This is a genomic window from Demequina sp. NBRC 110052, from assembly GCF_002090075.1.
In the GTDB taxonomy this organism is placed as follows: domain Bacteria; phylum Actinomycetota; class Actinomycetes; order Actinomycetales; family Demequinaceae; genus Demequina.
In genome coordinates this window covers 16,474-42,825 of record NZ_BBRI01000004.1, presented here as the reverse complement: position 1 = coordinate 42,825, position 26,352 = coordinate 16,474, and the positions used below count along the sequence as shown (strand labels likewise).

21 protein-coding genes are annotated in these 26,352 nt (G+C 67.2%); 5 read left to right on the top strand and 16 right to left on the bottom strand.

Annotated elements, in window-relative coordinates; genetic code table 11:
* Positions 1–134: 134 nt before the first annotated feature.
* Positions 135–1,370: a LacI family DNA-binding transcriptional regulator gene (locus B7K21_RS11065; protein WP_159448510.1), complete on the bottom strand. Its 1,236-nt coding sequence runs from the start codon at positions 1,368–1,370 to the stop codon at positions 135–137.
* On the opposite strand from B7K21_RS11065, the gene B7K21_RS11060 reads away from it, so the two are divergent.
* Genes B7K21_RS11060 through B7K21_RS11050 form a run of 3 tightly spaced genes read left to right on the top strand, consistent with a single transcriptional unit; the run spans position 1,356 to position 6,967 of the window.
* On the top strand, positions 1,356–2,567 hold the full coding sequence (locus B7K21_RS11060) for an exonuclease SbcCD subunit D C-terminal domain-containing protein (protein ID WP_084075545.1): 1,212 nt from the start codon (positions 1,356–1,358) through the stop codon (positions 2,565–2,567). The two genes, B7K21_RS11065 and B7K21_RS11060, sit on opposite strands and share 15 nt — an antisense overlap.
* Positions 2,564–5,575 (top strand): AAA family ATPase, encoded by a 3,012-nt coding sequence (locus B7K21_RS11055; protein WP_084075543.1) that lies wholly within the window; start codon positions 2,564–2,566, stop codon positions 5,573–5,575. The genes B7K21_RS11060 and B7K21_RS11055 overlap by 4 nt, the downstream gene beginning before the upstream one ends.
* 3 nt (positions 5,576–5,578) lie before the next feature.
* Positions 5,579–6,967: a hypothetical protein gene (locus tag B7K21_RS11050; RefSeq protein ID WP_084075541.1), complete on the top strand. Its 1,389-nt coding sequence runs from the start codon at positions 5,579–5,581 to the stop codon at positions 6,965–6,967.
* Here the strand turns inward: B7K21_RS11050 and B7K21_RS11045 are convergent.
* The 13 genes from B7K21_RS11045 to B7K21_RS12495 all read right to left on the bottom strand — a co-directional run bounded on the left by B7K21_RS11045 (position 6,913) and on the right by B7K21_RS12495 (position 18,159).
* Positions 6,913–8,070 carry an ATP-binding protein gene (locus B7K21_RS11045; RefSeq protein WP_084075539.1) on the bottom strand — a complete coding sequence of 386 codons (1,158 nt, stop codon included), beginning with the start codon at positions 8,068–8,070 and terminating at the stop codon, positions 6,913–6,915. The two genes, B7K21_RS11050 and B7K21_RS11045, sit on opposite strands and share 55 nt — an antisense overlap.
* A 103-nt stretch (positions 8,071–8,173) precedes the next feature.
* Positions 8,174–8,401 carry a HypC/HybG/HupF family hydrogenase formation chaperone gene (locus tag B7K21_RS11040; protein WP_084075537.1) on the bottom strand — a complete coding sequence of 76 codons (228 nt, stop codon included), beginning with the start codon at positions 8,399–8,401 and terminating at the stop codon, positions 8,174–8,176.
* Positions 8,402–8,463: 62 nt separating this feature from the next.
* On the bottom strand, positions 8,464–9,162 hold the full coding sequence (locus B7K21_RS11035; protein WP_159448509.1) for an energy-coupling factor ABC transporter permease: 699 nt from the start codon (positions 9,160–9,162) through the stop codon (positions 8,464–8,466).
* Between the two features lie 16 nt (positions 9,163–9,178).
* Entirely contained in the window at positions 9,179–9,991 is an 813-nt protein-coding gene (locus tag B7K21_RS12680) for a DUF6390 family protein (protein WP_159448508.1), read from the bottom strand.
* On the bottom strand, positions 9,988–10,971 hold the full coding sequence (locus tag B7K21_RS11030) for a DMT family transporter (RefSeq protein ID WP_084075533.1): 984 nt from the start codon (positions 10,969–10,971) through the stop codon (positions 9,988–9,990). Before B7K21_RS11030 ends, B7K21_RS12680 begins: the two co-directional genes overlap by 4 nt.
* The gene (locus B7K21_RS11025) at positions 10,968–11,213 is read right to left on the bottom strand and encodes a HypC/HybG/HupF family hydrogenase formation chaperone (protein WP_159448507.1); all 246 of its coding nucleotides are present in this window, start codon (positions 11,211–11,213) and stop codon (positions 10,968–10,970) included. The genes B7K21_RS11030 and B7K21_RS11025 overlap by 4 nt, the downstream gene beginning before the upstream one ends.
* 2 nt (positions 11,214–11,215) lie before the next feature.
* Positions 11,216–11,746, bottom strand: coding sequence for a hydrogenase maturation protease (locus B7K21_RS11020; protein WP_144016203.1), 531 nt, complete (start codon positions 11,744–11,746; stop codon positions 11,216–11,218).
* A 12-nt stretch (positions 11,747–11,758) separates the two neighbouring features.
* Positions 11,759–13,066 (bottom strand): Ni/Fe hydrogenase subunit alpha, encoded by a 1,308-nt coding sequence (locus B7K21_RS11015; RefSeq protein ID WP_084075527.1) that lies wholly within the window; start codon positions 13,064–13,066, stop codon positions 11,759–11,761.
* Positions 13,063–13,902, bottom strand: a complete 840-nt coding sequence (locus tag B7K21_RS11010) for an oxidoreductase (RefSeq protein WP_084075525.1) — start codon at positions 13,900–13,902, stop codon at positions 13,063–13,065. The genes B7K21_RS11015 and B7K21_RS11010 overlap by 4 nt, the downstream gene beginning before the upstream one ends.
* Positions 13,902–14,807, bottom strand: a complete 906-nt coding sequence (locus B7K21_RS11005) for an FAD/NAD(P)-binding protein (RefSeq protein WP_084075523.1) — start codon at positions 14,805–14,807, stop codon at positions 13,902–13,904. Before B7K21_RS11005 ends, B7K21_RS11010 begins: the two co-directional genes overlap by 1 nt.
* Before the next feature lie 277 nt (positions 14,808–15,084).
* Positions 15,085–16,314, bottom strand: coding sequence for an ATP-binding protein (locus B7K21_RS11000; RefSeq protein ID WP_200806305.1), 1,230 nt, complete (start codon positions 16,312–16,314; stop codon positions 15,085–15,087).
* A 206-nt stretch (positions 16,315–16,520) separates the two neighbouring features.
* Complete coding sequence (locus B7K21_RS10995) at positions 16,521–17,687, bottom strand: 4Fe-4S dicluster domain-containing protein (RefSeq protein ID WP_084075521.1); 1,167 nt, start codon at positions 17,685–17,687, stop codon at positions 16,521–16,523.
* Positions 17,688–17,775: 88 nt separating this feature from the next.
* Positions 17,776–18,159 (bottom strand): hypothetical protein, encoded by a 384-nt coding sequence (locus B7K21_RS12495; protein ID WP_144016202.1) that lies wholly within the window; start codon positions 18,157–18,159, stop codon positions 17,776–17,778.
* A 677-nt stretch (positions 18,160–18,836) separates the two neighbouring features.
* On the opposite strand from B7K21_RS12495, the gene B7K21_RS12675 reads away from it, so the two are divergent.
* The gene (locus tag B7K21_RS12675; RefSeq protein ID WP_159448506.1) at positions 18,837–19,250 is read left to right on the top strand and encodes a hypothetical protein; all 414 of its coding nucleotides are present in this window, start codon (positions 18,837–18,839) and stop codon (positions 19,248–19,250) included.
* 664 nt (positions 19,251–19,914) lie between these two features.
* Positions 19,915–21,345, top strand: a complete 1,431-nt coding sequence (locus B7K21_RS12670) for an ATP-dependent endonuclease (protein ID WP_159448505.1) — start codon at positions 19,915–19,917, stop codon at positions 21,343–21,345.
* A gap of 820 nt (positions 21,346–22,165) precedes the next feature.
* Here the strand turns inward: B7K21_RS12670 and B7K21_RS10985 are convergent.
* Together B7K21_RS10985 and B7K21_RS10980 are read right to left on the bottom strand one after the other, a co-directional pair.
* Complete coding sequence (locus B7K21_RS10985; RefSeq protein WP_084075517.1) at positions 22,166–25,297, bottom strand: type I restriction endonuclease subunit R; 3,132 nt, start codon at positions 25,295–25,297, stop codon at positions 22,166–22,168.
* Entirely contained in the window at positions 25,297–26,349 is a 1,053-nt protein-coding gene (locus tag B7K21_RS10980; protein WP_084075515.1) for an SIR2 family protein, read from the bottom strand. The genes B7K21_RS10985 and B7K21_RS10980 overlap by 1 nt, the downstream gene beginning before the upstream one ends.
* Positions 26,350–26,352 lie beyond the last annotated feature (3 nt).

Here is a 26,352-nt window from a genome sequence, read left to right as displayed (position 1 = left end):
GCGGCGGACCACCTCTAGGGTGAACGTTCGCCTTGCCTCTTGTCAAGCGCTAAGGCGAACGTTCTCTCTTGGACGTGTTCGGGACTCCAAGGAGTCCTCTCTCGTGAAGTGTCTGCGCGCTTGCTTCGCGGGCTCTAGGCGCGAGTGTTGACTGCCGCGGTCGACTCTCGGATCACAAGCGTGGGCGTCATTGGCTCAAGGTTCGGCTCGCGCTTCTCAAGGAGGTCAAGCAAGACCTCCACACACCGCGTGCCCACCTCAGCGAATGACTGCCTCACCGTAGTGAGTGGCGGGAACATCTGCGCCGCGAACTCGTTGTCGTCGAAGCCCACGATCGAGAGGTCGTCGGGAACACGCACGCCACGTTCGTACAGTGCTCGCAGGAATCCGAGCGCCATCAAGTCCGACGCCACGAACACCGCGCTTGGCAGTCCCTCGTCACACATCTCTCGCCCAATGGCGTACGCACTGTCCCCCGACCAGTCGCCGTAACGAATCCGCGGCGCGGGCAGTCCCGCTGCACGCATCTCCGCCTGCCAACCTCGCACACGGACCCGGCCGTCGAGCCAATCCTGACTCCCTGCAATGTGGACGATGTTGCGGTGGCCCAGCGAGATGAGATGCCGGGTCGCCTGTCGCGCCCCTTGCTCTTGGTCCTCGAAGAACGCCACCGCACCGGGTACCTGCGTCTCGCCTGGCGCCAGCACCACCACCGGCCTGCCGACAGCGCTGTGCTCCGCAAGCATCGCTAGTTCGACGCGTGGCGCGATCACCGCGATCCCCTCGATGCCAGCCTCGGAGAACTCACGGAGGATCTGATCAAAGGCTTCGCGAGTCGGTTTGCCGACCGTGGCGACCAGAGTCGTGTAGCCAGCTGCGCGGGCAGCTGCCTGCACCGCGGCAAGCGTGCTCACCGGACCATACTTCGGCGAACTGTCCGCGATCACGCCGATCGTCAGCGTCCTCCTCGTGACTAGCGCACGCGCGTAGGCGTTGCGGCGGTAGCCCAACTCCTGCGCTACGGCGAGTACCCGCTGCCGTGTCTCTTCGGATGCGCGACCACCACCGTTGAGGATGCGCGAAACCGCCTGGTAGGAGACCCCTGCCCGCTCCGCGACGTCCTTGATGGAGGGTGTCCGTCGCTCCGACATACCAAAGCCCCCACGAGTGTTCCTGAAACACGGAGCCACCATCTCCAGTGGCGCACCATCGTCGCCATTGTGCCTGCTCGGTACCGATTCGCGTGGCGAGACATCCCCAGACTCGTTGAAGTCGCGCCGATGCGACGCCTCGATGTCTTCGGAGCGCAAGTCCGACGCCGCATCGCTGTCAGCCCTGGCCGATAGCCTGCGGGCATGCGGCTTCTGCACACCTCTGACTGGCACATCGGGCGGACCTTCCATGGTCACAGCACCGATGAGCACCTGGCGCAGGTGCTCGCCGCGATCGCCGTCGCGGTCGCGGAGCACGGCGTGGATGCGGTGATCGTCGCGGGCGACATCTTCGACACGTCCACGCCCAAGGCCGACGCGTTCACGATGCTGGGCGACGCGGTGCGCGCGATCCGCGAGGCGGGTGCCACGGTCATCCTCACCTCGGGCAATCACGACGGGCCGCAGCGCCTGGGCCACATGGCCGAGTTCGCGTCCTTCGGCGGCGTGCACGTGCGCACCGAGGTCGCGGCGCTCGCCGAGCCCGTGACGCTCACCGACGAGCACGGCGACGTGCTGGTGTACGGCATCCCCTACCTGCACCCCGAGTTCGTGCGCGCGGCCTTCCCGGAGTCCGATGCTCGCACCCACGGCGACGCCCTCGCCTTCGCGATGGGCGCCATCAGGTCCGACGTGGCGGCGAGGTCCAGCGCGAAGGGGACCACTGCGTCGGGCGGGCCGCGGTATGTGGTCGCCTCGCACTGCTTCGCCGCGGGTGGCGCGGAGCCGACGCACGACACCACCGAGGATTCGGGCCGCGCGGAGGAGCGCGACATCACGCGCGGCGGACTGAATCTGGTGCCGCTCAGCACGTTCGAGGGGCCGGACTACGTGGCGCTCGGCCACATCCACTCGCGCGTGACGCTCGCCGAGAACGTGCGGTACTGCGGCGCCCCGCTGAGGTTCAGCTTCGGCGAGCGCAGCAGCGCCAAGGGTGCGTGGCTCGTCGACCTGGGCCCGGACGGCGTGGCCGAGACGACGTGGCTCGAGCTGCCGACGCCCCGCGAGGCCGTACGCCTCACGGGCACGCTCGACGACCTGCTGTCCCCCGGCGCGCACGAGGACGCGGTGGACGCGTGGGTCGAGGTGGTGCTCACCGACGACGTGCGGCCCCGTGATGCGATGCGCCGCATCCAGGAGTGCTTCCCGCACGCCGTCACACTGCGTCATGAGCCCGCGAACCGCACCGAGCGAGAGACCCAGACCTATGCGGAGCGCACCGCAGGCAAGACCGACCTGGAGCTCGTCGACGAGTTCGCCGCCTTCGTCCGCAACGGCCAGGCGCTCACTGACGCGGAACGGGGCCTGGTCACCGACACACTCGGTGCGCTCGAGGCGAAGGAGGCCTCACGATGAGGGTCCTCACGCTCGAGCTCGAGGGATTCGGCCCCTACCTCGCGGCGCAGACCGTGGACTTCGGAGCTTTCGAGACCGACGGCCTGTTCGTCATCACTGGCCGCACGGGCGCGGGCAAGTCCACGATCCTGGATGCGATCTGCTTCGCCCTGTACGGCTCGGTGCCGCGGTACGAGGGTGGCGAGAAGACGCTGCGCAGCCACTTCTGCTCCGAGGACGACTCGACGTGGGTGAGGCTGATCTTCGAAGTCGGCGGCGAGCGCTACCGGATCTGGCGCTCCCCCGACTACGAGCGCGCGAAGAAGCGCGGCGAAGGCACCACCACCAAGGCCGCTGAGGCCGAGCTGCACGTGTGGCGCGGCGACGACTGGGAGCCGCTCGAGGTCAAGCCGCGCGAGGCGGGCCACCGCATCGGCGAGATCATGCAGCTCAGCGCCGAGCAGTTCCTGCAGGTCATCCTGCTGGCGCAGGGCCGATTCCAGGACTTCCTGCAGGCCGGCACGCGCGAGCGACTCGATGTGCTGCGCTCGCTGTTCGGCACGCAACGCTTCAGCGCGCTCGAGTCTCACGTGCGCGAACTCGCCAAGGAAGCCGGCCGCGAGGTCGAGACATCCGATACCGCGCTGAGCGGCCTGATCGCTCGCGTCGCGAACCTGGCGGGCCAGGAGATGCCCAAGTCGGCTGGCAGGGACGCCTGGCTCGCGGAGGTGCTCGCGGGGCTCACGGAGGCGTCCACCACGGCCGACGCGGCGCGCACGGGCGCGGCGAAGGCTGCAGAGGCCGCGGGGAAGGCTCTCGCCGCCGCCGAGTCGACTGCGGAGCGTGCACGCAAAGTCGCCACGGCGCGCGCGGATCTCGCGGCGCTCGAGGAACGCGCGGATGCTCACGCCACGGACGTGGCACGGCTTGAGGCGGCGCGCCGCGCGGTGCCCGTGGCGGGGCACCTCGGCACGGTCGAGGCGGCACGGTCCCGCGCAGGCGCGGCCGCGCGCGGGCTAGAGCTGGCGCTCGCACAGGCGCAGTCATCCCCCGCCGCCGCAGTGGCGCACGCCGACGGGGCCGCCGGCCTGTCTTTGGCGGACGCCGCCGCGTTGCGAGACAGGGCGACGTCACTGACGGCAGAGCGAGGTTCCCTCAAGGACGCGCTCGAGCGTGAGGAGTCGCTCCCCCGACTGCGCGAGGCCGCGCATGAGGCCAGCGAGGCCGTCACCCTCGTCCGCGCACGGCGTGACGAGATCTCCGCAGACCTGGAACGACTTCCCGCTGAAATCAAGGCCATCCAGCAGCGCCGCACCGAGGCCGCCGCAACCGCTTCGCGCGCAGATGACCTCGCACAGGCCGTGGCGCGTGCACAGAAGGCAGTGGCGGCGCACGAGCGTGCCGCCGTGTTGTCCGCCGAGCTTGCCGATGCTCACCAGCGAGAACTCGAGGCCTCGGAGACGCGGCGCACGGCCGTCGAGGCGCACGCGGATCTGCTGCGCCGTCGACTCGCGAGCGAGGGCGCCCGGATCGCGGCCGAGCTCAAGCCCGGCGAGCCGTGCGCGGTGTGCGGCTCAACCGAGCACCCCCACCCGGCGCAGCCGTCCGACGACCATGTCACCGATGCCGAGGTCGAGGCTGCCGCCGATGCCGCGCGCGTGGCGACAGGTGACTTCGAGTCGGCGAGCCAGGCCAGGGCCGATGTCCAGACGCGGGTGGAGCTCGCCCGGAGCGAGGCCGGCGAGGGCACTGTCGAGGACGCTCGCGCCACGCTCGAGAGCGCGCGGGCGCAGGCGTCGGCGGCGACCGAGGCTGCGGAGACGGTCGCGGAACTCGAGGCGACCCTCACGCGTCTCGACGCCCGGGAGTCCGAGCTCAAGGCGGACCTCGCTGCTCAGTCGCAGGCGGTCGAGGCCGCACAGACCGCCGCCACGCAGACGGCGCAGCGCGTGACAGATGCCGAGTCGACGGCGAGTCAGGCGCGAGGCGACTTCGACAGCGTCTCCGCTCGCGCCTCCGCACTCGACGACGCGATCGCGCTGCTCGGGTCTCTCGCCGCTGCGCGCGAGGAAGACGCCGACGCCGCAGCGGCACTCGTGCAGGCGACGCAGGAGCTCACGTCCGCGCTGAGCGAGGCCGGCTTCGACTCGGCGGATGAGGCGCGCGCGGCGACGCTGCCCTCGACGGACCTCGCCACGCTCTCGAACGCGGTCGAAGAGCACGAACGAGGGCTCGCCGCGGCACGCGCCGTGCTCGCCTCGATCAGCGGTGCTGATGACGACGCGGCGCACGATCTCGACGAGGTGGACGCAGCGGTCTCCGCAGCACGCGAGTCCCACGTGCAGGCGAAGGCGGCCCACGAACAGGCGATCACCTCCGCGTCGCATGCGGGCGATCGCCTCGGGCAGGCGCGCGAGCTCGCCCATGAGTACGAGGCGAAGGCGGCCTCGACTGCGAGGGCGCGAGAGCGTCGGGACGTGGTCGAGAACCTCGCGAACACGCTCGAGGGCAAGGAGCCGAACGACCGACGCATGCGGCTCGAGTCGTTCGTTCTCGCCGCCAAGCTCGAGCAGATCGTCGCGGCCGCCAACGCGCGGCTCACGACCATGAGCTCGGGTCAGTACACGCTCGAGTACGACGACGGTGCCCAGTTCCGAGGCGCGCAGTCCGGGCTGGACCTTCGCATCGCCGACGCGCACACGGGCCGATCCCGTTCCACCCGGTCGCTCTCGGGCGGGGAGACGTTCCTCGCCTCACTCGCCCTCGCGCTCGGACTCGCGGAGACGGTCACGGCCGAGGCGGGCGGCATCCGCCTGGACACGCTGTTCATCGACGAGGGCTTCGGCTCACTGGACGAGGACACGCTCGAGATCGCGATGTCCACACTGGACGACCTGCGCTCGGGCGGTCGCACCGTGGGGCTCATCTCGCACGTGGAGGCGATGAAGGAGGCGATCCCGGCCAAGCTGGAGGTCTCCAAGCGCGCCGACGGCTCCAGTGAGGTGCGGTCGGAGAGTGCGGGGCGGTAGGCGATGGACGACCAGAAGGGCCTTGCATCCGGAGAGATCCGCGTGGGCCACATCGACAGTGGATCCGCGAACCCGGTTCAGTCATGTGTGCTGCGCATGGAACCAGGCGAAGGCCTCATGCTCCTCGTGCCATTTGTCAGACACCACGACCAGTTCGCGGTCGCTGCTGATTGGTTCCTGAGGGAATCGCTGCCCTCAAGTCTGCTGTTCGTGGACAACCTCGGCTACGTCACGCTCTCGGACCTGCGATGGCGCGGGACCTCAGGGAGCGGGATCGCCCTTGGACGGCTCGAGGTGGGCGTGGCGATCTTCGGCGAACCGCGCGATGTCAAGGATGACTACGAGGTCGAGACGTTCGAATCACGGATCGACGGACTGGACCGATTCTTCGGCACCGGCGGCATCGAGATAGACCACGGCGCTACAACCACCGCCACGTTGAGGGATATGGAAGGCGTGGCTTGGCAACACGGCGACTTCGACTTCGAGATCCGTCCGCGAACCCAGTGGGGCGGCGTTGACGGGAGGTCCTTCGAGGCCAACTCGCGGGCCTGGATCCGGACTTCGATCCCCGGCGGGGCCTCCGTCAGCTCGCACAGGCGCGCCCAAGACGCCATCAGGGCGTTCCTCACCCTGAACTACGGGACCGCGCTGTACTGGCGAGAGCACCGCGTACTCGACGATCAGTTTCCAGTCCACTTCATCGATGGCTCCACAGGGAAGCCAGTTCCGGTTGCCACGATGCTTCGCGCGTCGCAGCGAGACACGGAACAGGTCGAGCCGAACTTTCGGGATCTTGCGTTCCCGCTCACCACCATGGAACGTCTCGAACCTCGCCACTTCGCCCGGTGGTGCGACCTCTATAGCGATCCACTCTTTCGCAAGGCTGCACAGCCGACGGTCGAGGTCATCCACGGTGCCTCACGATTCCTGGAGCCACAGGTGATGATGCTGGTCTCGTCCCTGGAGTCAATGGGCTACTACCTCGACGAGGAACGTCGCAAGCGCCGAGCGGTCGAGGTTCGGATCCAGCTCACCCTCGAGTCAGCAGGCATCACGGCTGCGCGCATCGGAGGCGTTGCCGCGGTCTCGCGGTTCTTGGCGCGTGTCTACAACGACGTCAAGCACGCCGATCGCGAGCGCAAGTCGGACTTCCTCGATCTGTACCTCGCGTCGCTAGTCGCACAGGTCGTGATGCGCGCGCAGCTTCCTGCACTGCTCGGCCTCGACTTGATACTCGACGACCACTTCATGGTGGAGGACATGGTCGAGTCCTTCAAGCGCAACGGAGTTGAACTCACGGACGCGGGCGAACTCCGCGCCATAGCCAATGAGCGTCAATCAGCGAGCGGTCCGTCGGCCGCCAGGAGCTCGGATACTCCCACTGCGTGAATACGGTCGGCGAGCGCAAATCTGTCGACCCCGGCATGCGCAACGAGGATCCGTTCGAGGCCCAGATCCTCAAGTGCGATTCGCATGCTCGGCGTGACCTTCGGGGCGTCCGTGCGCTTCACCTCGATCCCCCACTGAGTAGTGCCGAGATCTACGACGATGTCGATCTCGGCCCCCGCCTGCGTGCGCCAGAAGTACAGCGGGTGGCCCCAGCGCGCGACGTGCTCGACCACCATTCCTTCCCAGCTCGCGCCAAGGATCGGGTGAGCCAGCAGGTCCTGCGTCGCCGCGATTCCCAGCAGCCGGTGCAACGTTCCGCTGTCCCGTAGATAGGTCTTGGGCGAGCGCACCTGACGCTTCCCGATGTTCGCAAGCCATGGTTGCAGCTGCCGCACTACCAGTGCATCCGTCAAGGCGTCGAGGTACCGGCGCGCTGTCGGGTCTGACGTGCCGAGTGAGCGCGCCATCTCGGCTCCGCTCCACGTGCCCGACTGGCGGTGAGCGAGCATCGTCCAGAAGCGGCGCATGGTGGTCGCGGGCACCCGAGAACCGAGCTGAGCGAGGTCACGCTCGAGGAATGTCGAGATGTAGTCTCCGAGCCACGCTCCTGCCGCCTCGTCGGTCGGAGCAGTGAACGACTCGGGAAGACCACCTCTGAACCAGAGCCGATCGAGCTGGCCGGACCCCACCTCCGGGAGCCCAAGCGGTCCGAGTTCTACCAGCGCGATGCGTCCCGCGAGTGACTCGGCGCCGAGCCCGACAAGATCGGGGGACGCACTCCCGAGCAGGAGAAACCGGCCCGGGCGTCGGTCCTGGTCTATGAGTACCCGCAGTATGGGGAACAACTCGGGCATCCGCTGTGCCTCATCGATGACCACAGGCCCGGCGAGCGGCTCAAGCGCGAGCATCGGGTCAGCGAGCCTTGCACGGTCGCGCGGGTCCTCCAGGTCGAAGTACTGGCTGCGGTCAGGCGACAGTTGGCGGCGCACCAGCGACGTCTTCCCCACCTGGCGGGGCCCGGTGAGAAGGACTGCAGGCGCCCGCTCGAGCGCAGCACGAAGTCGATCTGCATCTCGCTTCCGGGCAAGCCAAGGAGAATTCACATTGCAATCCTAACATTGAATATTAGATTTACAAGGTGATACCCGGGCGCTGATGCGGCGAACTGGCACGACCAAGACTCTCGCACCGCCCGCACCACACAGCTTACGAGGCCGGCGCCGCCTTGCCCCGCGCCTTCCTCGCCGCCTTGACCTGCTCCTCGGTGAGCCGCTCGAGCGCGAAGCCGGAGCGGATCACCACCCAGTCGCCCGGCGCGATGTCGTCGTCCTGGATGGTCATCTCGAGCACCTCTTCGCGCAGGTCGTCGTGCTCGACGACAGCTCGCCCGTCGTGGTGCACCTCGAGGACCTTCGCGAACGTTCCGCTTTCCATGTCACTGCCTCCCTGCTCTTCAGTCAGGCGCGCGGCAGGTGCCGCGCGTCACGTCCACTTCCTCACGGCGCCATCGCCGGAGCGTCCTTCGAGGCAGCGGCCACGGGCCCGCGCACGCGTCCCCGGCGGCGTGCGCCGTGGCGGCCCCACGCGAGCCCGATGGCGAGCGCCGTTCCCGTCGCGACGGCCTCGAGCACCCCCCACGCGGCGTGGTGCGGCAGCACCTGGGACAGCACGATGCCCGACGCTCCCCCGGCAGCGGACACGGCCACGAGCGTCAGCGCGGACGCCATGACGCTCACCCATGCCCCCACGGCTGCGGCGACGATCGCGCGCCAGCCAGCCGCCGCGTCGGGCGGGCGCCGTCTGGCCGCGAGCGCGAGGACGCCGCGATACGCGCTGTAGCCGGCGAGCACCCCGACCACGCCCATGACCAGGACGTTCACGCCGAGCGCTGCGATTCCGCCGTCGCCCCAGGCGAGCGCCTCGAGAGCGAGTACTGCGGCCATCGTGAGCATCGCGAGCCACGGCCCCAGTGCGATCGCGAGCAGCGTGCCGCCGATCACGTGCGCCGTGTAGGGGCCGTAGAACGGCACGTCGGCGAGGTGGAACACGAGCACCGCGCCGGCGCCGCCGAGTGCGACGCCCCACCTCTGGTGCCCGCGTCTGAGTTCGCGCGCGGACCACACGAGCGCGCCTGTGGACATCGCCCCGGCGACGACGAGGGTGCCCGGGTCGAGCACTCCATCCGGGATGTGCATGTGCTTCTCCTTCCAGTCAGGCCAGCACCGCGGCCGGCGCGGCGTACCGGCAGGCGTTGACCGCCATGAGTTCGTGGGCTGTGGAGGCGCGCAGGTCCTGCAGGTCGGCGAGCGTGAGGCGGTCGCAGACCCAGTCCCAATGGAGCGCCACCCAGTCGCCCGGGCGCACGTCGCGCGCGAGGGCGTGGCCGTCGCGACGGATGCGCGCAGTCTCGGCGCGGGGCGCGTCGAGCCCGAGGTGCGTCCCATCCCACGTGAGATGTCGCGCGGTGACGACGGCGCTGTCGCCCACGATCGAGTCGACTCGCCCCCACCGGATGCGGCACAGGTCCAGCACCTCCAGCGGCGTGTCTCCCATGCCGCCGCGCAGCAGCCCTACCCAGGGGTAGACGCCGAACACGTGGAAGCTGTGGTGCGGGGTGGCGCCCAGCGCGACCGCGTCGGACAGGCGCTCGAACTCGGTGCGGGTCAGGCGCGGCTTGAAGCGCGTCTCGAGGGAGTCGGCGAAGCGCCGCCCCCCGCAGCGGGCGAGCGCGCGGCCCCCGAGCCAGTACGTGTGCACGGTCAGGGCGTCGAGCGGGGCGCGGCCCAGGCACTCGCCGATGTGCTCGAGGTAGGGCCACGCACCTTCGAAGCCGCGCGCGACCTCGGCGAGCGCACGCCCGGACGCATGTGCGTGCACGCGTTCCAGCAGCTCGCCCGCGCGGTCGGGGCCGCAGTAGCCCTTCTCGTTGGGCGGGAGGGCGTAGCGGCCGAACAGCACGGCACCCTCGTCGGCTCTTCGCAGATGCCCGACGCCGGGGTCCGGTCCCGTGTCGGCGAGAGTCATGGGCGGCCTGGCTGACGGTCGGGATCGCCGGGGGGAGGCGTGAGGTGCCTGGCTGGGGATCCGGGGGCAGCGGTGGAGGCAGGCGCGGCCCAGATGAGGGCGCCGCCCACGATGAGGGCCGCGAGCCACGGGGACTTGATCGCGAGCGCGGTCGGGTCTGCAGAGCCGGCCAGCAGCGCGGTGATGACGGCACCGAGCACAAGCACGGCGGTGACGTCCACGGCGGGTGCACGCCACAGCGCCTGGTGCCACGTGAGCACGTAGCCGGCGAGCACGATGCCGGTGAGTGCGACCCAGCCCCATTGCGCGGCGGTGGCGGGCACCACCGCGCCGAGGCTCCCGGTGGAGGCGGCCCACAGCAGCAGCGCGAGCGATCCGCCGCCCATGCGCGCCACGGATACGGTCCACGGAGTGACGCCTGCGAGCAGGCGCTTGGAGATGACCACCTCGACGGCCCACAGGCCGGTGGCGCCTGCGATGAGGAGCGTGCCCGAGTCGGGCACGAGCGCGACGGTGCCGGCGAGGCCGAACACCCCGATGATGAGCAGCGCGAGCGCGCTCGCATGCCACCACGTGACTTTCTCCTTGAGCAGCGGCACGGCGAGCAGGGCGACCCAGATGAACAGGGTCTTGTGCACGAAGGCCGCCTGGGTGGATGCGGTGGAGGCGAGTCCGGCGAAGAACATCGTGAACGGCACCGCTCCGCCCAGGATCGCCACGTACGCCAGACCCCACCACTGGCGCGAGCGCGTGGGACGGGTCAGCGCGACGGAGCCCGCGGCGCCGCGGGCGCGGGCCGCACTCCGGGCGACGAGGAAGACGACGCCGATGACCACGGCAGAGGCGGCGTTCTTGGCAGTCGTGTAGGCGGAGGGATCGCCGTACGCGGCCACGCCGTTGCCGTTGATCCAGATGGCGAAGCCGGAGATGACGGCGGTCGCGAGCGCGAGCAGCAGGCCTCGGGTGCGTGTGGTGTTCATTCGGGCACCTCCCAGGTGCGACGGCTGGCCTGCGGCCTGGTCCTGCGGATCTCGAGTGCATCGCGGGCCTCGGGTTCGCTGATCCGCTCGAGCGCGAAGCCGGACTGGATGACGACCCACTCGCCCACCCGCAGGGGCGCGTCGGCGGTGGGAAGGGTGAGGGCCGCGACCGCCTCACGTCGACCGTCATGCGTGACGATGACCCGGCCGTCCGATCCGACGGCCTCAACCTGCGCGATCACTCCTAGGCACATGAGCTGGCCCCCGCCTCTGCCTCGTCGAGCTCCACGTCCTCGACATCGCTCAGCGCGCGGGCGAGCTCCGCGATGACGATCGCGACGGCATCGTCGATGGCGGCGACGACGTGTGAGGACATCGGGCCGTGATCGAAGGTGGCAGCCTCGACGCCGACGATGGCGACGTGCCGCGGCAGGGTGCCGAGCGTGCGAGACAGTTCTACGGCTCCCGCCACGCCGAAGGCGTGGCTCCCTCCCCGTCCGGCGGCCGCGAAGGCGTCGGTGGGCAGCGGCGCGTCGTCGACGCCTGCGTGGCGGACCGTGACCGCGCCGGGCTCTCCCCCGGAGACGATCGCGTCGATGAGCACCGCGATCTGCGCCCCGTCCCATGACTGCACGAGCGCGGTCGGGTCTTCGCGAGTGAGCACGGTGACGTGAGGACCCGCGAGCGGCGCGACTCGTGCGGCGACGGCGGCACCGACGGCGTCGTCGCCGCGGTCGGGCTGTCCCAGCCCGATCACCATCGCTCGCGTGGTCACGTCACACCCCCGTCATGACCTCGTGACCCTCAGGTCGAGGAAGTGGGTGGCGCACGAGATGCACGGGTCGTAGTTGCGGATGGCCTCCTCGCAGCGGTGCGTGAGCGAGTGGTCGTCGAGGTCCACCCACTGCTCGGCCGCGAGACGAAGGTCGGCTTCGATGCTCGCCTGGTTCTGCGAGGTGGGCGGGACGATCTGCGCGTCTTCGATGACGCCGTCGGCGTCGATCCGGTAGCGGTGCCAGATGAGGCCGCGCGGGGCTTCGGAGGCTCCGACGCCCTCCCCCGCCACCGGCGCGACCGGCACGGAAGGAGCGTGGCCGTCCTGCCACTGGTCGATGATGCGCAGCGCCTCCTCGAAGGCATAGGCGAGCTCCACCGTGCGCACGATGATCGACTTGAACGGGTTGCGGCACTGCACGCCCAGCCTCGCGCGGAGCGCGGCCTCCTTGGATCGGTCGCTGAGCTGGTCGAAGTTGAGCGTGTACCGCGCGAGTGGCCCCACGAAGTACGGGGCGCCGTCGAAGTGCGCGTGCAGGGCGTTGGAGTGCTCCACATGGAACTCCTTCACGTGCCGGGGAATCTCCGCGACCGGGAAGCGCACGCCGCTGGTGGCGACCACCTCGGTGCCGCGCTCGAGCGGATACCAGTCGGGGTGGCGCAAGGACACGTACGTGTAGTCCTGCTCCATCTCAGGGAAGTCGAAGGTGGCCACGAGCGCCACGGCAGCGAGCGCGTCCTCAAGTCCCTGCTCGAGCGCGGGGCGCAGCCGCTCGAGTTCGGTGACGGTGGGCATGCGGTAGAAGCCGCCGACCTTCACGTTGACGGGGTGGATGGCGCGCCCGCCCACGAGCTCCATGAGGTCGTTGCCGCACTTCTTGAGGCGCAGGGCCATCTTCACGACGTCGGGATGATCCTTGGCCATCTCCAGCACCGACTCGTAACCCAGGAAGTCCGGCGCGTGGAGCATGAAGACGTGCAGCGAATGGGACTCGATCCACTCGCCGCAGTACAGCAGCCGCCGCATGTCCTGGATCTCGGGGGTGGTCGTGACGCCGCAGATGGTCTCCATCGCCTCGGTGGACGCCGACTGGTACGCGACCGGGCAGATGCCGCAGATGCGCGCGGTGATGTCGGGCGGCTCGGTGTACTTGCGGCCGCGCAGAAAGCCCTCGTAGAAGCGCGGCGGCTCGAAGATGTTGAGCTTCACGTCCACGACCTGACGGTCGCGGATCTCGATGTGCATACCGCCTTCACCCTCGACGCGGGCCAGCATGCCGACGTTGAGGACCTGCCCGCCGTCCTTGAGCTGATGGGTCATCGCGTACCTCCCTCGGTGGTGCGCGAGGCGACCTTGTCGCTCGCCGCCGCGAACTCTGGCGACCCGGCGTTGAAGGTGCGGTAGACGCGGACGATGTCAGCGTCGGGCATACCCAACTCCGTGAGCTGCCTGGTGAGGGCGTCGGTGTTGGCGCTGTCCTGCGGGCCGAAGCAGCCGTAGCAGCCGCGCCCGTAGCTGGGGCACAGCGCGCCGCAGCCGGCCTGCGTGACGGGGCCGAGGCAGGGCGTCCCGGTGGCGACGGGGACGCACACGTTGCCCTTGAGCTTGCACTCCACGCACACCGAGTAGCTGGGGATGCGCGGCTTGCGACCGTTGAGGAATGCCGCAAGCACCTCGATGAGCTGCGCCTTGTCCACGGGGCAGCCTCGCAGCTCGTAGTCGACGTCCACGTGGGATGCGATCGGCGTCGAGGTATCGAGGGTGCTGAGGTATTCGGGGTGGGCGTAGACGATCGAGCGGAACTCGTCCACGTCGGCCCAGTTGCGCAGCGCTTGGATGCCGCCGGCGGTGGCGCACGCGCCGATCGTCACGAGCGTGCCGGACTGCGCGCGGATCTCGTGGATGCGCTTGACGTCCTCCGGTGTGGTGATGGAACCCTCGACGAGGCTCAGCTCGTATGGGCCCTCGACCACGGCGCGGGTCGCCTCCGGGAAGTACGCGATGTGCACGGCCTCGGCGATGGACAGCAGCTCGTCCTCGCAGTTGAGCAGGCTCAACTGGCAGCCGTCGCAGGACGCGAACTTCCACACGGCCAACTTGGGGCGCGCGGGGGCCTCGGCGTGGTCGTGATCGTGGGTGTGTGTGGCGGTGGTCATCACAGCTCCCTCACGTTCATGAGCGGTTCGAGGCGGGCGTAGTCGAGCACGGGCCCGTCGACGCACAGGAAGACATCGCGCAGTTGGCAGTGCCCGCATAGCCCGATGCCGCACTTCATGGACCGCTCCATGGACAGGCGCACCTTCGCAGGCGGCAGCCCTCGACTGACCAGGGCCGATGCGGCCGCGCGCATCATCCCCTCCGGGCCGCACACGAACGCCCACGCGCGGCGCGGGTCGAAGCCGGCACGCGCGATCAGTTCGGTGACGAACCCGACCTTGCCCTTGTAGCCATACGGCGCGTTGTCCACGGTCATCTGCACGTTCACGTCGTTGAGGTCAGCCCACCGGCGCATCTCATCGCCGTAGAGGATGTCCTCTGGGGTGCGGGAGCCGTACAGCAGCAGCACCTTGCCGTACTTGTCGCGTTCGGCCAGCACGTCCAGGATGGCCGGGCGCAGGGGGGCCAGCCCGATGCCGCCGGTGACGAAGACGACGTCGCCGCCCACGGCGTCGGGCGCGTCCCACGACGTGCCGAACGGGCCACGCACGCCGATCTCCGTGCCGGGCGGCGCGTTGACGAGGGCGCGGGTGACGGCGCCGACGTTGCGGATCGTGTGCTCCAGGGGCGCACCTTCGTCCGCGCCACGCGGGTCCCCCGAGATGGAGATGGGCACCTCCCCCACGCCGAACGCGTGCAGCATCGTGAACTGGCCGGCGCGGAAGCGCATGGGGCCGCCGTCGACCGGGTCGAGCATCAGGGTGAACGTGTCGCGCGTGTCCTGGCGGACGCGGGTGATCGCGTAGCGGCGCGGCACCATTGGGTCGCCGGTGGTGGAGGGTGCACTCGCCCGCGCGGCGACGCCTTCGTCGTCGTGGAGTGCAAGGTTGCGGATGTCGGCCATGACACGCCTCCACCTGCGACGCTACGACCGAGAGGTGCGCGCGAAAGGGACCTTGGTCCGGGGTGCAAGCGCGGAGCGCGCGGGACTCAGCGTGAACATGCAAACGTCGTTGGCATATCCCGGGGACGTGTAAAGAATCTCGCGCTTTCTTTACACGTTGACACTTGCGGGCACCGCGCCGTGCGTGTCGCTTCAGTCGTGGATAGCCGAAGCACAGCCGCGAACTGGGGACGGCAGCGGCGATCGCGCGTAGGCCCCTTCGCGGGCATCGATGCCCTTAGGGCCCGAGCGCGCCGATCGCCACGACGTTGACACCGTCCGCGCGCCGATACGAAGGTCCCGTGCCGGTGATCACGGTCAACACCGCTCGCTCGCTGTCGACATTGTCGGCGAATGCACGCAGGCCAGCGGCGGCGGTATCGAGAGTGTCGGCGCTGGCCCCAAGCTTGACCTCGAAGCCGGCCCACAGGCCGGATGGAAGCTGAACGATGGCGTCCACCTCCCGACCGGCCGAGTCACGCGCGTGGAAGACCTGCCCGCCGAGCGGCTGAGCAAGAACTCGCAGGTCATGCACCACGAGCGACTCGAACAGCTGACCCGCGTAGCCAAGGTCGGCCCGTAGCGCCTTGGCATCGCCCCCGACGAGAGCGAGCGCGAGCGAAGGGTCCGCGAGGTGCCGCTTGGGCTCCTTGCGCAGCGACGCAGACGAACGGAGATGAGCCGACCACGCCGGCTGATCCTCGACAACGAAGATGCGAGTCAACGCGTCGAGATACTCCCGGACCGCATCGCGCGACAGAGAAGCCTCGTCCCGCGCGAGAGTGCTCACCGTCACTTCGGTGCCAACAGATCGGGCGAGAGCCCGCATCAGGCGCATCACCCGAGTAGGGTCACGGTCCCGCCCTGCGCCGCCGATATCTACGGTCGCAATTGTCTCGGCATAGTCGCGAATCGCCGCGAGCGTCGAGGCGTATGACAATCCACGCATCCCCGGCCATCCGCCCGTCGCGAGCCGAGTCAACAGGCCATCGAAGTCGAGTTCCGGGGCGGCCGCTCGCGGCGGCTCTCCCGCCAGGATCGCGGAGAGCGAGACGGCCCCATTGGCTTCGCCGCCCTCATAGAGCGAGAGGGTGCGCATTCTGAGTCGAGCGAACCTCCCCGCTCCCGAGTGCCGCACCGAGTCGGCGACAGGCGCCGTAGAGCCAGTCAGCAGGAACTGACCAAGAGCGTCGGCACTATCCACCGCGCGCCGCACCGCATTCCACACGACGGGATGCAATTGCCACTCGTCGAGCAGGCGCGGGCGCGCCCCTTCGAGCACCAGCGACGGATCGACGGCCACCTGCGCGGGCACGCTGGGGTCAGCGTCGAGGTGGACGATGCTCGCCGCCCGTCGCGAAGCCGTCACGGTCTTGCCGCACGCCTTCGGCCCCTCGATGAGCACCGCTCCTGCACGCTCGAGCGCGTGGTCGAGTTCGCGATCTGCAATCCGCGGCAAGTACTTCACTTTGACTCCAGTCGTCGATTTGCGAGCGTTCCAGTCGTCAATTTGCGAGCATACCAGTCGCCACTTTGACTACTCCAGCAGTCTCCCGAGGACTGGCACAGCCCCCCAGTGCGAACCACACAATAGGTCGCCGACAGGACGCCAACCAGGGCTTCATCGCGGGCCTGTGGATACTCACGCATGCAGGGAGGACGACGGGGGCAACTTCACGAGCGCGCGGCACCGCTGCCGAGGCCGGACATGCGTGTCAGTTCCGCAGCCTCCTCGACGATGTCGATGCCCACCGGGCACCACGTGATGCAGCGGCCGCATCCCACGCAGCCGAGCATGCCGAACTGGTCCTCCCAGCTGGACAGTTTGTGGGTGATCCACTGGCGGTACCTCGACTTGGTCTCTCCGCGCAGCGGCCCGCCGTGGATGTACGAGAACTGCTCCGAGAAGCACGAGTCCCACACGCGGTGGCGCTCGCCCTCGTCGCCTGCGAGGTCGCTCACGTCCTGGATGGTGGTGCAGAAGCAGGTGGGGCACACGAGCGTGCAGTTGGTGCAGGCGAGGCAGCGCGTGGCGATCTCCTCCCAGCGGGACGACTCGACGCTCGCGCGCAGGACGCCGTGAATGGTGCTCGTGTCGATGGCCCTCGTCTGCCTCTTGGCGGCGGCGTCGGTGATCTCGAGCGCGCGGGCGTGGTCGTGCTCGTCGCCGTCGCCGGCCTCGATCGCGTCCGCGACCTGGCGGCCGTGCTCGGTGCCGATCTCCATGACGAAGTGGTGGTTGTGCTCGTCGAGCACCTCGGTCAGGAGAAGGTCGTAGGCGGCCTCGCCTGTCTCGGGGTTGGTCTCCGCGGGGCGGGGGCCTGTGCCCATGGAGGCGCAGAAGCAGGTTTCGGCAGGCTGTCCGCAGGCGACGGCGACCACGAAGGTGTGCTCGCGTCGGGCGGCGTAGTGCGCGTCCTCGTACATGCGCCCGGCGAGGACCTTGTCGTGGATCTGTACGGCGCGAAGGTCGCAGGACCGGGTGCCGAGGAGCGCGATGGGGGCGGCGTCGGGGCGGTCGCGCTCCACGGTGAAGTGACCCTCGTCGTGGTCGCGGCGTCCGCGCCAGATGACCTCCTCGGCAGGGAAGAACACCGGCTTGGAGGATATGGCGGGGGCGGCGAAGCCGAAGAAGGAGCGGTCGTCGCGCTCGGTGAGGCGGTACTCGGCGGGGCGCTGGGTGTCTCCGCGTCCGCGCGGGAGGTCGGAGACCGTGCGAATCTCCCCGGTGACGATCGCATCGCCCCGGACGGTAGGCCCCATGACCCGGTAGCCACGTGCCCGCAGCTCCGCGATGAGGGTGCCGAGGTCTGGTGGATTGAGGATCCGGATGTCGCCCATGACACGCCTCCTCTTGCGACGCTAGCCCTGGGCGGGGCGGGCGGAAGGGACGTTGGTCCTGCCTGCCCGACGCTCGGGCCGGGCCGGACTACGGAGCGGAGTTCTTGCCGGGCCGCTTAGTGGCACTGCGCTCGATGGAGCATTGTGCGTTGCCGACGCCACAGCCCATGGAAACGATCGCGTCGAGGTAGCACTGGAGCACAGCGTGCGGAAGCTCGCGGGTTCCTTCAGCCCGAACCTGTCGGACTTCCCAACAGGTTGCCCCCTCCACCAACGCACCCTCGGCATAGTCATTGGCGAGGTTCTCGTTGACGTTCGTGCGTGACGTCGGCAGCAGGTCCGCGGTCTGCTGCTGCGTGAGCCAAACCGTGCCACCTTCGACCTGTAACTCGATTGCAGGATCGCCACCCTCCCGCTGATGCAGGACGACCTCGCCATTTGATCGCTCCTGCGACGACACCTCTTCGACCATGCAGGATGACGGCCCTGGCACTCGAGACCACAAGCGACCGCGTTCTCACGGCACACAATGTCGGCGGGAACCGGCAGATGAGCCGCATGCCACGGCGCGACGACCGCGCGCTGCCCGATCATTGTGAGGTGTGCCGGTCCGTCCGAGGAGGCGGAATCGCACGACCGTCGCGCTCGATCGCGCGCCCAGGCGGGAGTCGACACGAGATCAGCCGTCAACGCTGAGTTCCCGCGTAAAGCAGACCAGGATGACCAGAGGCAAACCAGCGCGCTTCGGCGCCATCTAGACCCACGGCGGGAACAGCGGATCCTCGCGCAGAGGTGACGGTTCTCCGGGTGGAGCGCTCGCAACTGCCGCATATGCGTGCCCGACACGCGCATCGGGGCGATAGCCGAAACCCCAGCCCTCACGGCTCGACGGAGGACCGAGTCACGCCGCTTCTGAGTGCTCGAACGAGGCAGCAGTGTCGAGCGCGTCGCTCGCGGCGTCGTCTGCGGCGGACATGCCGCGAGGCAACGAGTACCTCATCAGTCGCAATTGGCTGAACGTCGCAAACTCGAGGGTGAGATGGGCTGTGCTACTGGTGTAGACGCCGGGCTACCGAACTTCCCTGAGAGACTGATCGAGTTGGGGAAGTTCGCGGGGCTCTCCGCTCACGAGTCAGGATCGGCAGACGTATGCATGCGGAAGGAACCTTCGATGTACGGTACACCGACGACGACTGGTCAGTGCGCCAAGACGAGGCATATCACTTCATCGCCTCCCAGGCCACCCTGCAGCGCCAAACGAGTTACACCGAGCTTAGCGCCGTCCTAGCGAGACGAACCGGCCTACGGCACCTGAGCTTCGCGCTCGACCGCGACCGCGCGGCCATGGGTGAGCTCCTGGGCTCAGTTGCCCGTCGTTCCTTCGACGATCGAGACGCGGTGTTGTCATCGATTGTGCTCTACCTGAACGAGAACGATGCCGGCTCAGGCTTATATGCATTGGCGATCGAGCTCGGCCTCCTCGACACATCGTGGCCAAAGCAACGGCGGTGGGAGCTCTGGGTGCAACATGTCGCCAAGACTCATTCCGCGTTCGAGCGCTGACAAGCTGGCACCACGCCGCGCCACCGAGGCGGAGGCGCACACTAGGGCCAGTCGTCCCTTGAGGCACGTCAAGATGTCACGAGTCATTGCGGCGGACCCCATGCGCAGACACGGCCGATATGTTGTAGCCGTGATACCACTCAAGGTCCGCTGGAACAGAGCGCTGTTCCCTGCAGATGTGATCAGTTTCTCGCCCAGGAGGGGAACAACACTTCGTGATGTAGGCGTCACCACTGAGTGGACTGACGAGCTCCTGGCGCCGACGGGCGGCGGCGGCGACGGGCTCGGCGATCTGCGACCGCACGAAACCTTTGACCTACTAGTTCACGACCAGCGCGGCCGTCGCTTCCGCACCGACTACGACCGTCTTGTGCGTCCTGTCGAGCTCCGGCAGGGCCAAGCAGTCGTCATCACGCTGTCTTGGCGGCCAGAGGGTCCACCGCAAGAACGGAGCATGATTCACGTGTGCTGGTCAGCGCGAGACCGCATGGCGAATCGAGCCCCCAGGCTCCTGAAGAACGAGGATGCAAGGACCCTGGCGCATTTCCTGCACGATCCCCGTGCAGTGAATCGCGTGATTCTGCTAGGAAGTTCGCGTGTTCGCAAAGCAACTCGACTTGACACGCGCACGCGAATCGCGAACTCACAACCGAGAGAGGTCGAAGTGATTGACGAAGAGCCGCTCGGTCGGATGGCAACGCTGTCCGTGTCCGGCTTCCGCGGTTTCCGGGAGTCACAGTCTCTGCGACTTGCGCAGCCAAGCGGTGCACCTGGAAGTGGCCTGACCGTGATAGTCGGCGCCAACAACACAGGCAAGTCAACCATCTGGGAGTCGTTCGACGCCATCGCCCGAAAGACGCGCCAAGACGTCTCGTTTTCCGAGGGCCGGCGGAACCGCCTCTCTCCGAACGGAGTGTCGATTGAAGCCACGTGGGCGGGCGGTTTCACCTTCGCGCTCAAGAGCCGAAGCCCCAATACGAGTGAGACTCGCTCCATGTGGACGCCCTCAGAGCCAACCCGAGACCGTGCAGAGATAGTTTCGGTACCATCACGCCGCTACTTTCAGTCGCGCTTCGGCAAGAACACGACGACAGAGCGGGACTGGATGAACTCCTCGTCCGACTTCGCTAGGTCTCGCCGCTTCGATCACAACGACCAGTTCACTGGCAGGCTCTTCGACCTTCACAACAATGAGGAGAAGAAAGCACGATTCGACAAACTCATGACGGAAGTAGTCGGGAAGAAGCTCGAGTGGACGATTGACCTATCAGACGGACCTGATGGGCAGTCGTTCTACGTTCGAGTTGCTACAGGTGAAGGCCTGGCTCACACGAGCGAAGGGCTCGGCGATGGGATCATCAGCCTGCTGTTCATTCTCAACGCGCTCTACGACTCTGAGCCCCGAACCCTACTCGTAATCGACGAACCTGAGCTTTCGCTACACCCTCAGATGGTGCGCCGACTCGGCAAGGTAATGGCGCGCTACGCCGCGGACCGCCAGATCGTGCTGTTCACGCACTCTCCGCTGCTCGTCCGGTGGGATGACATCGAACGCGGGGCAGAGGTAGCGCGCGTGTACAAGGCTCAAGGCGACTCGCGCGTCGCACAAGCAAGCCGTGCATGTATCAGCGACTTGTCAGGTATGCGAGCGAGTTGGCGGAATCCACACGCGTTAGGGAATGACGCGAACGAGATCCTATTTCTCGACGACGGGGTGGTTGTGGTGGAGGGCCAGGAGGATGCAGCCCTTCTACCGCGCGCGTTCGAGGACCTCGGCGTCGAGATGTGCGGGACGATATTCGGCTGGGGCGCGGGAGGCGAGGGCAACATTGCCAAGTTGCTGGCACTCCTGAACGACTTAGGCTACGAGCGGGTTGCGGCAGTTCTCGACAACAACGTCCCCGACACAGTCGCGAGAATTCAGGATCAGTTCCCTAACTACATGGCGCAGACGATTCCAGCTCCAGACATCCGAGACAAGCCCGAACGCGGGGTCGAGGGCCTCATGGACGAACGCGGTCGAGCAGTGAAGGACGTGCATCGGGCCGAAGCAGCTGCGACATTGTCTGAGGTGAGTCGCTACCTCACGCCCTAGGCGCGCGCCCTTGCAACGCCGGAGGAGCGCGCAGCCGTCACAAAAGGACATTGACCGCAACGAAGGCTGGTCGACCAGGCACGAAGCCCGGAGGCTTGACACTCGTTGGCAGAAAACCGGACCCCGCCTGCGAACGAGAGCCGCACGGAGCGCACGCTCCGTCTGCGCCTTGGCGCAGTTCAGTCACGGAACTCGCAACGCGTAAACCATTTCGCCCGGGCGAACTAAGTCATGATGCCGGCGCGCGGCCCGAGTCCTCCCGCGGGCAGATTCAAGTGGACGGTCCACTCATCACTACCGCGTCGGCAATGAAAGGCGAGCCTCAAGGGGTGCTTCCTATACCTATCGGTCCACGTTTCTCGGTCCCACCACGGCGGAGCGGTGCTTGGTGCAATCGCGATACGGCGTTCCGTGCCCTGTTCGATGTCTCTTAGGTCGGCACTTCGCGTACGGCTAGGGCTTCCGTCAATACCCTGCCGAAACTCCCCGGGACCCCACGTGTACTCGCCTATCCTGGTTCGATCACCAAGCGGAGTGGATTCATACCAGTCCAACCCGTCAGGCCGAATCTCGATCCAGACGGAGTCGAGCGACAGCAGCTCAGTCGGCCCTTGGAGTTCGAATCGGAGGGCACGATCACCAGAGTCGAGGATTGCGATCCCAGCGTCAAACGTTGGAGTGAGTGCCGCCAGCCTCCGCTCACGCTCAATGGCAGCTAGTTCTCGCGCCGTAGCATTCGCTCGGACGGCTGCCCGCCAGGAAGCAATGGCAGCGCCCGCTGCGAGAAGAGCAGCGACGGTTGAGAGCCAATCTGTTACCGTCACCGCGCCCACTCCCCGCTCAGCGCCTCCGCCTGCTCCAACACAGTAGCGACCGCACCCTCGGCCATCTCCGGCGGGTACCCGTACTTCTTGAGGATCCTCTTCACCATCACGCGCATCTGCGCCCGGACCGACTCGCGCAGGGTCCAGTCGATAGCCGCGTTAGCGCGTACCTTCTCAACGAGCTCCCTAGCGATCACCGCGAGTTGCGCGTCACCCATGATCGAATGCACATCACCATTCGCGTCCAGCGCCTCGTAGAACGCGAACTCATCCTCGTTCAGCCCCAGTTCCTCGCCACGCTCGTCGGCCTTGCGCAGGTCGCGCGCCAGGTCGACGAGTTCCTGAATCACCATCGCAGAGTCGATCGCGCGGTTGCGGTACTTGATCACTGACGCCTCAAGTAGTTGCGAGAATCGCCGTTCCAGCACCACGTTCCGCTTGCCGCGCACCTTGATCTCGTCGAGCAGCAGCCGCTCTAGCATCTCCACGGCGAGGTTTCGCTGCGGCATGTGCTGCATCTCGGCGAGGAACTCATCCGATAGCAGCGAAATCGCCGGACGGTCCAACCCTGCCGCCTCGAAGATATCCACGACGCCCTCGGAGAGCACGGACCGCGACACGATCTGCCGGATGGCCATCTCGGCGTCATCCTGCCGATGCCTCTGGAGCGACCTCTTGCCAAGCTGCACATTGATGGCTTCGAAGAACGCAACCTCCTCGCGAATCTTCTCTGCCTCCGCAGTCGCCGCGGCGAGCGCATATGCCTTCTTGAACTCTCGGAACTGGTCCGTGTACCGCTGCTTGCCGTCTGGCAGTCCCAGGATGTAGTTGAGTCCGTTGCCGATGCAGGCGAGTCGCTCACTGGGCTTCCCCATGAGAAATGGGCCGTAATCGAAGCCTGGTTCCACACCCCGCGACGTGGTCTGGTTGAGGAAGAAGTCGCGGATAGTCTCGTAGCGACGCATCGTCTCTGCGATCGCCTCGGCGATGTCGAGGCTGGGCGCACCCTTGCCGCCCTCCGCCCGGTACGTGTGCAGCGCTTCCTTGAGTTCGGTGGCGATGCCGATGTAGTCGACCACCAGTCCCCCGGGCTTGTCCTTGAACACCCGGTTGACGCGGGCGATCGCCTGCATCAGCCCGTGCCCCCGCATCGGCTTGTCGATGTACATCGTGTGTAGCGACGGCGCGTCGAAGCCGGTGAGCCACATGTCGCGCACGATGACCAGCTTGAAGGGGTCCTTCGGGTCGCGGAACTTGGTGGCCATCTCCCCCCGCCGCGCCTTGCTACGGATGTGCTGCTGCCATTCGGGACCGTCGCTTGCGGAACCGGTCATGATGACGTTGACGAACCCGTCGTCCTCGTCTTCGCCCTTCCACGAGGGCCGCAGCGCCACGATCTCGTCATAAAGTGCCACCGCGATGGGCCGCGACATGGCGACGATCATGCCCTTGCCGTCCATCCCGTCGCGCAGGCGTGCCTCGAAGTGCTCCACGATGTCTGCGGCCACGGCCTTGACTCGCTCGGGCGCGCCCACCACGGCGGCAAGTTGCGCCCACTTGGACTTGAGCTTCTCGCGCCCCTCGGCCTCCTCGGCCTCGGTGGCCGCCTCGAACTCGGGGTCGATGGATAGGCGTTGGTCGTCGTCCAGGTGCAACTTGGCAAGCCGCTGCTCGTAGTAGATGGGGACTGTGGCGCCGTCGTCCACGGCCTTCTTGATGTCATAGACGTCGATGTAGTCGCCAAAGATGGCGCGCGTGTTCTGGTCGGCCTGCTCGATGGGCGTGCCGGTGAAGCCAATGAACGACGCGTTGGGCAAGGCGTCGCGCAGGTGCCGTGCGAACCCGTCGATGAGGTCGTACTGGCTACGGTGGGCCTCGTCGGCGATGACGACGATGTTGCGCCGCCCGCTCAGCGCCTCGAGCCTGCCGCCCTTTTCTTCGGGGAAGAACTTCTGCAGGGTGGTGAAGATGACACCACCTGACTCACGGGTGAGCATTCCCCGCAGGTCCGCGCGAGACTCAGCTTGCTCCGGATGCTGGCGCAACAGTTCGTGGCATCGCGAGAAGGTGGCGAAGAGTTGCTGGTCCAGGTCGTTGCGGTCGGTGAGCACCACGATGGTGGGGTTGCCCATGAGCGGCTCGCGGATGATGCGCCCGGCGTAGAACGCCATGGTGAGCGACTTGCCCGAGCCCTGCGTGTGCCACACGACGCCGACGCGCTGGTCGCCTGCGTCGGTCTCGTTGCCCTCGGCGTAGTGGGGCGCAGCGGCGGCGCGCAACGTCTGCCCTACGGCACGTTGGACGGCGTGGTACTGGTGGTAGCCGGCGATCTTCTTGACGGGTGCACCCGCTCCATCGTCCTCGAACACGGTGAAGTCGCGGATCAGGTCCAACAGTCGCTTCGGCGCGCACAGATCTTCGATGACGGTCTGGAGTTCGGAAGCTCCGCCCGCTTCGAGTCGGTCGGCGGGGTCGGCGTGCCACGCTTTGAACCACTCCTTGCCCCCGGTGAGGCTTCCGACCCGTGCGCTCACTCCGTCTGAGACAACCAGTAGGGCGTTGGTGTGAAAGAGCGTGGGGATCTGCGCCTTGTAGGTCTGGAGCTGCTTGTACGCCTCCCAGACGTCGGCGGTGTCGCTCGCGGCGTTCTTGAGTTCGAACTCCACCAGGGGCAGTCCGTTGACGAATAGCACCACGTCGGGCCTGCGGTTGACCTTGCCCTCGACCACGGTGAACTGGTTGACGGTCAGGTAGTCGTTGTTCTCGGGGTGGTCGAAGTCGATGACGCGCACCTGGGCTCCGCGAATCTGGCCGCCGGGCGCTCGGTACTCAACGGTGACGCCGTTGACCAGGTGACGGTGGGTGGCGCGGTTGCGAGTGACGAGGTCGGGGCCCTCGGCGCGGAGCAGGCGCTTGAGGGCGTCCTCGACGGCCGATGCCGGGAGGTCTGGGTTGAGACGGGCGAGGGCTGCGCGGAGGCGGGCGTCGAGCGTGGTCTGGGTGAACTCGGCGCGCTCGGCTCCTGGCTCGCCGGGCGCGATCGACTCGCCGTAGACGGTGGTCCAACCGGCGGCCTCAAGCCACTCGAGTGCGGCCTCTTCGACATCGTTTTCAGTCAGACTCGCCATTATGCACCGGCCTCTTTCGCGAGATAGAGCCCATAGAGCAGGGCCACGTGCGCGTCGTCATGCGATCCGTCGTACCAGATTGGATGGATCTTGATCTCGGTGAGCTGATGCTCCCTCGCCACTCGGGTTTGTTCGTCCGCAGGTCGCTGTAGGAGAGCAAAGTGCCTCGCCATGGAAGGCTCGTTCTCGTGGACCTGTCGGAGGGTGGCTACTGTGCGATCGCTTCCGAGGCTGCACCCCAAGAAGAGCATGCGCTTGTTCAGATAGAGATTCGCAAGTGCTGAACGAACACTGCCCCTCGGACCGTATGCGGCCTCATACTCCCCCGGGAACAAGACGCGGCTCGCGGGCTTCCGTGAGTCACCATGCAACTTCAGAATGAAGCGGGTCCTGTCGTCGTTGAGTCTTGGATATTCCGCGACCCCTGCGCCGGACAGAACCTCGGGAACGCTTCCGCTCTCGAATTGGTAACAGAACTCGAGCACGCTATCCAAATTCGTGGTAATCGCGAGTTTTGGAAAAATGGCCGGTAAGAGCCGCACTGGGCCTTCGACATATGCGATATTTGCCACTTTGAGGGCGTGTTCGAGGAGCTCATCCATCAGGTTCTGATTGCTCTTGGCTTCGAGGAGCGCGGCCGCCTCCTCGAAGTGGCCTGAAGCGAGAAGCGCATCGAGTTCGCGCGGCTCGCAAGTTGTCTCGCTCACTGCTCCCCTCAACAGGCCGGCCCAAGTGGGGATACCCGAGGGCACAGAGAGCCCAGATCCGACGAAAGGTGCCACCTGTCCGCGGGCGACAGCGTCCGAGAGCTCCTCGAACCGGCCTCTATTGCTGTGCAGTGCGAGGATCTCATCGAGGTTTTCCTCTTGCTGGGGTCGGAAGAAGGACGCAAGCCAATCGCGGTACTCGGCGTCGTACCGATCTTCAAATTGCTGAAGTACTTCTAGTGGCGCAAAGGACGTTGAACCTATGGAAACCGTCTCAACGGGGTCACCGTTTTCGAGCAAGAAGGTGAGGTCGAGATCGAATAACCTCCGCAGTTCGCTGGTCATTTG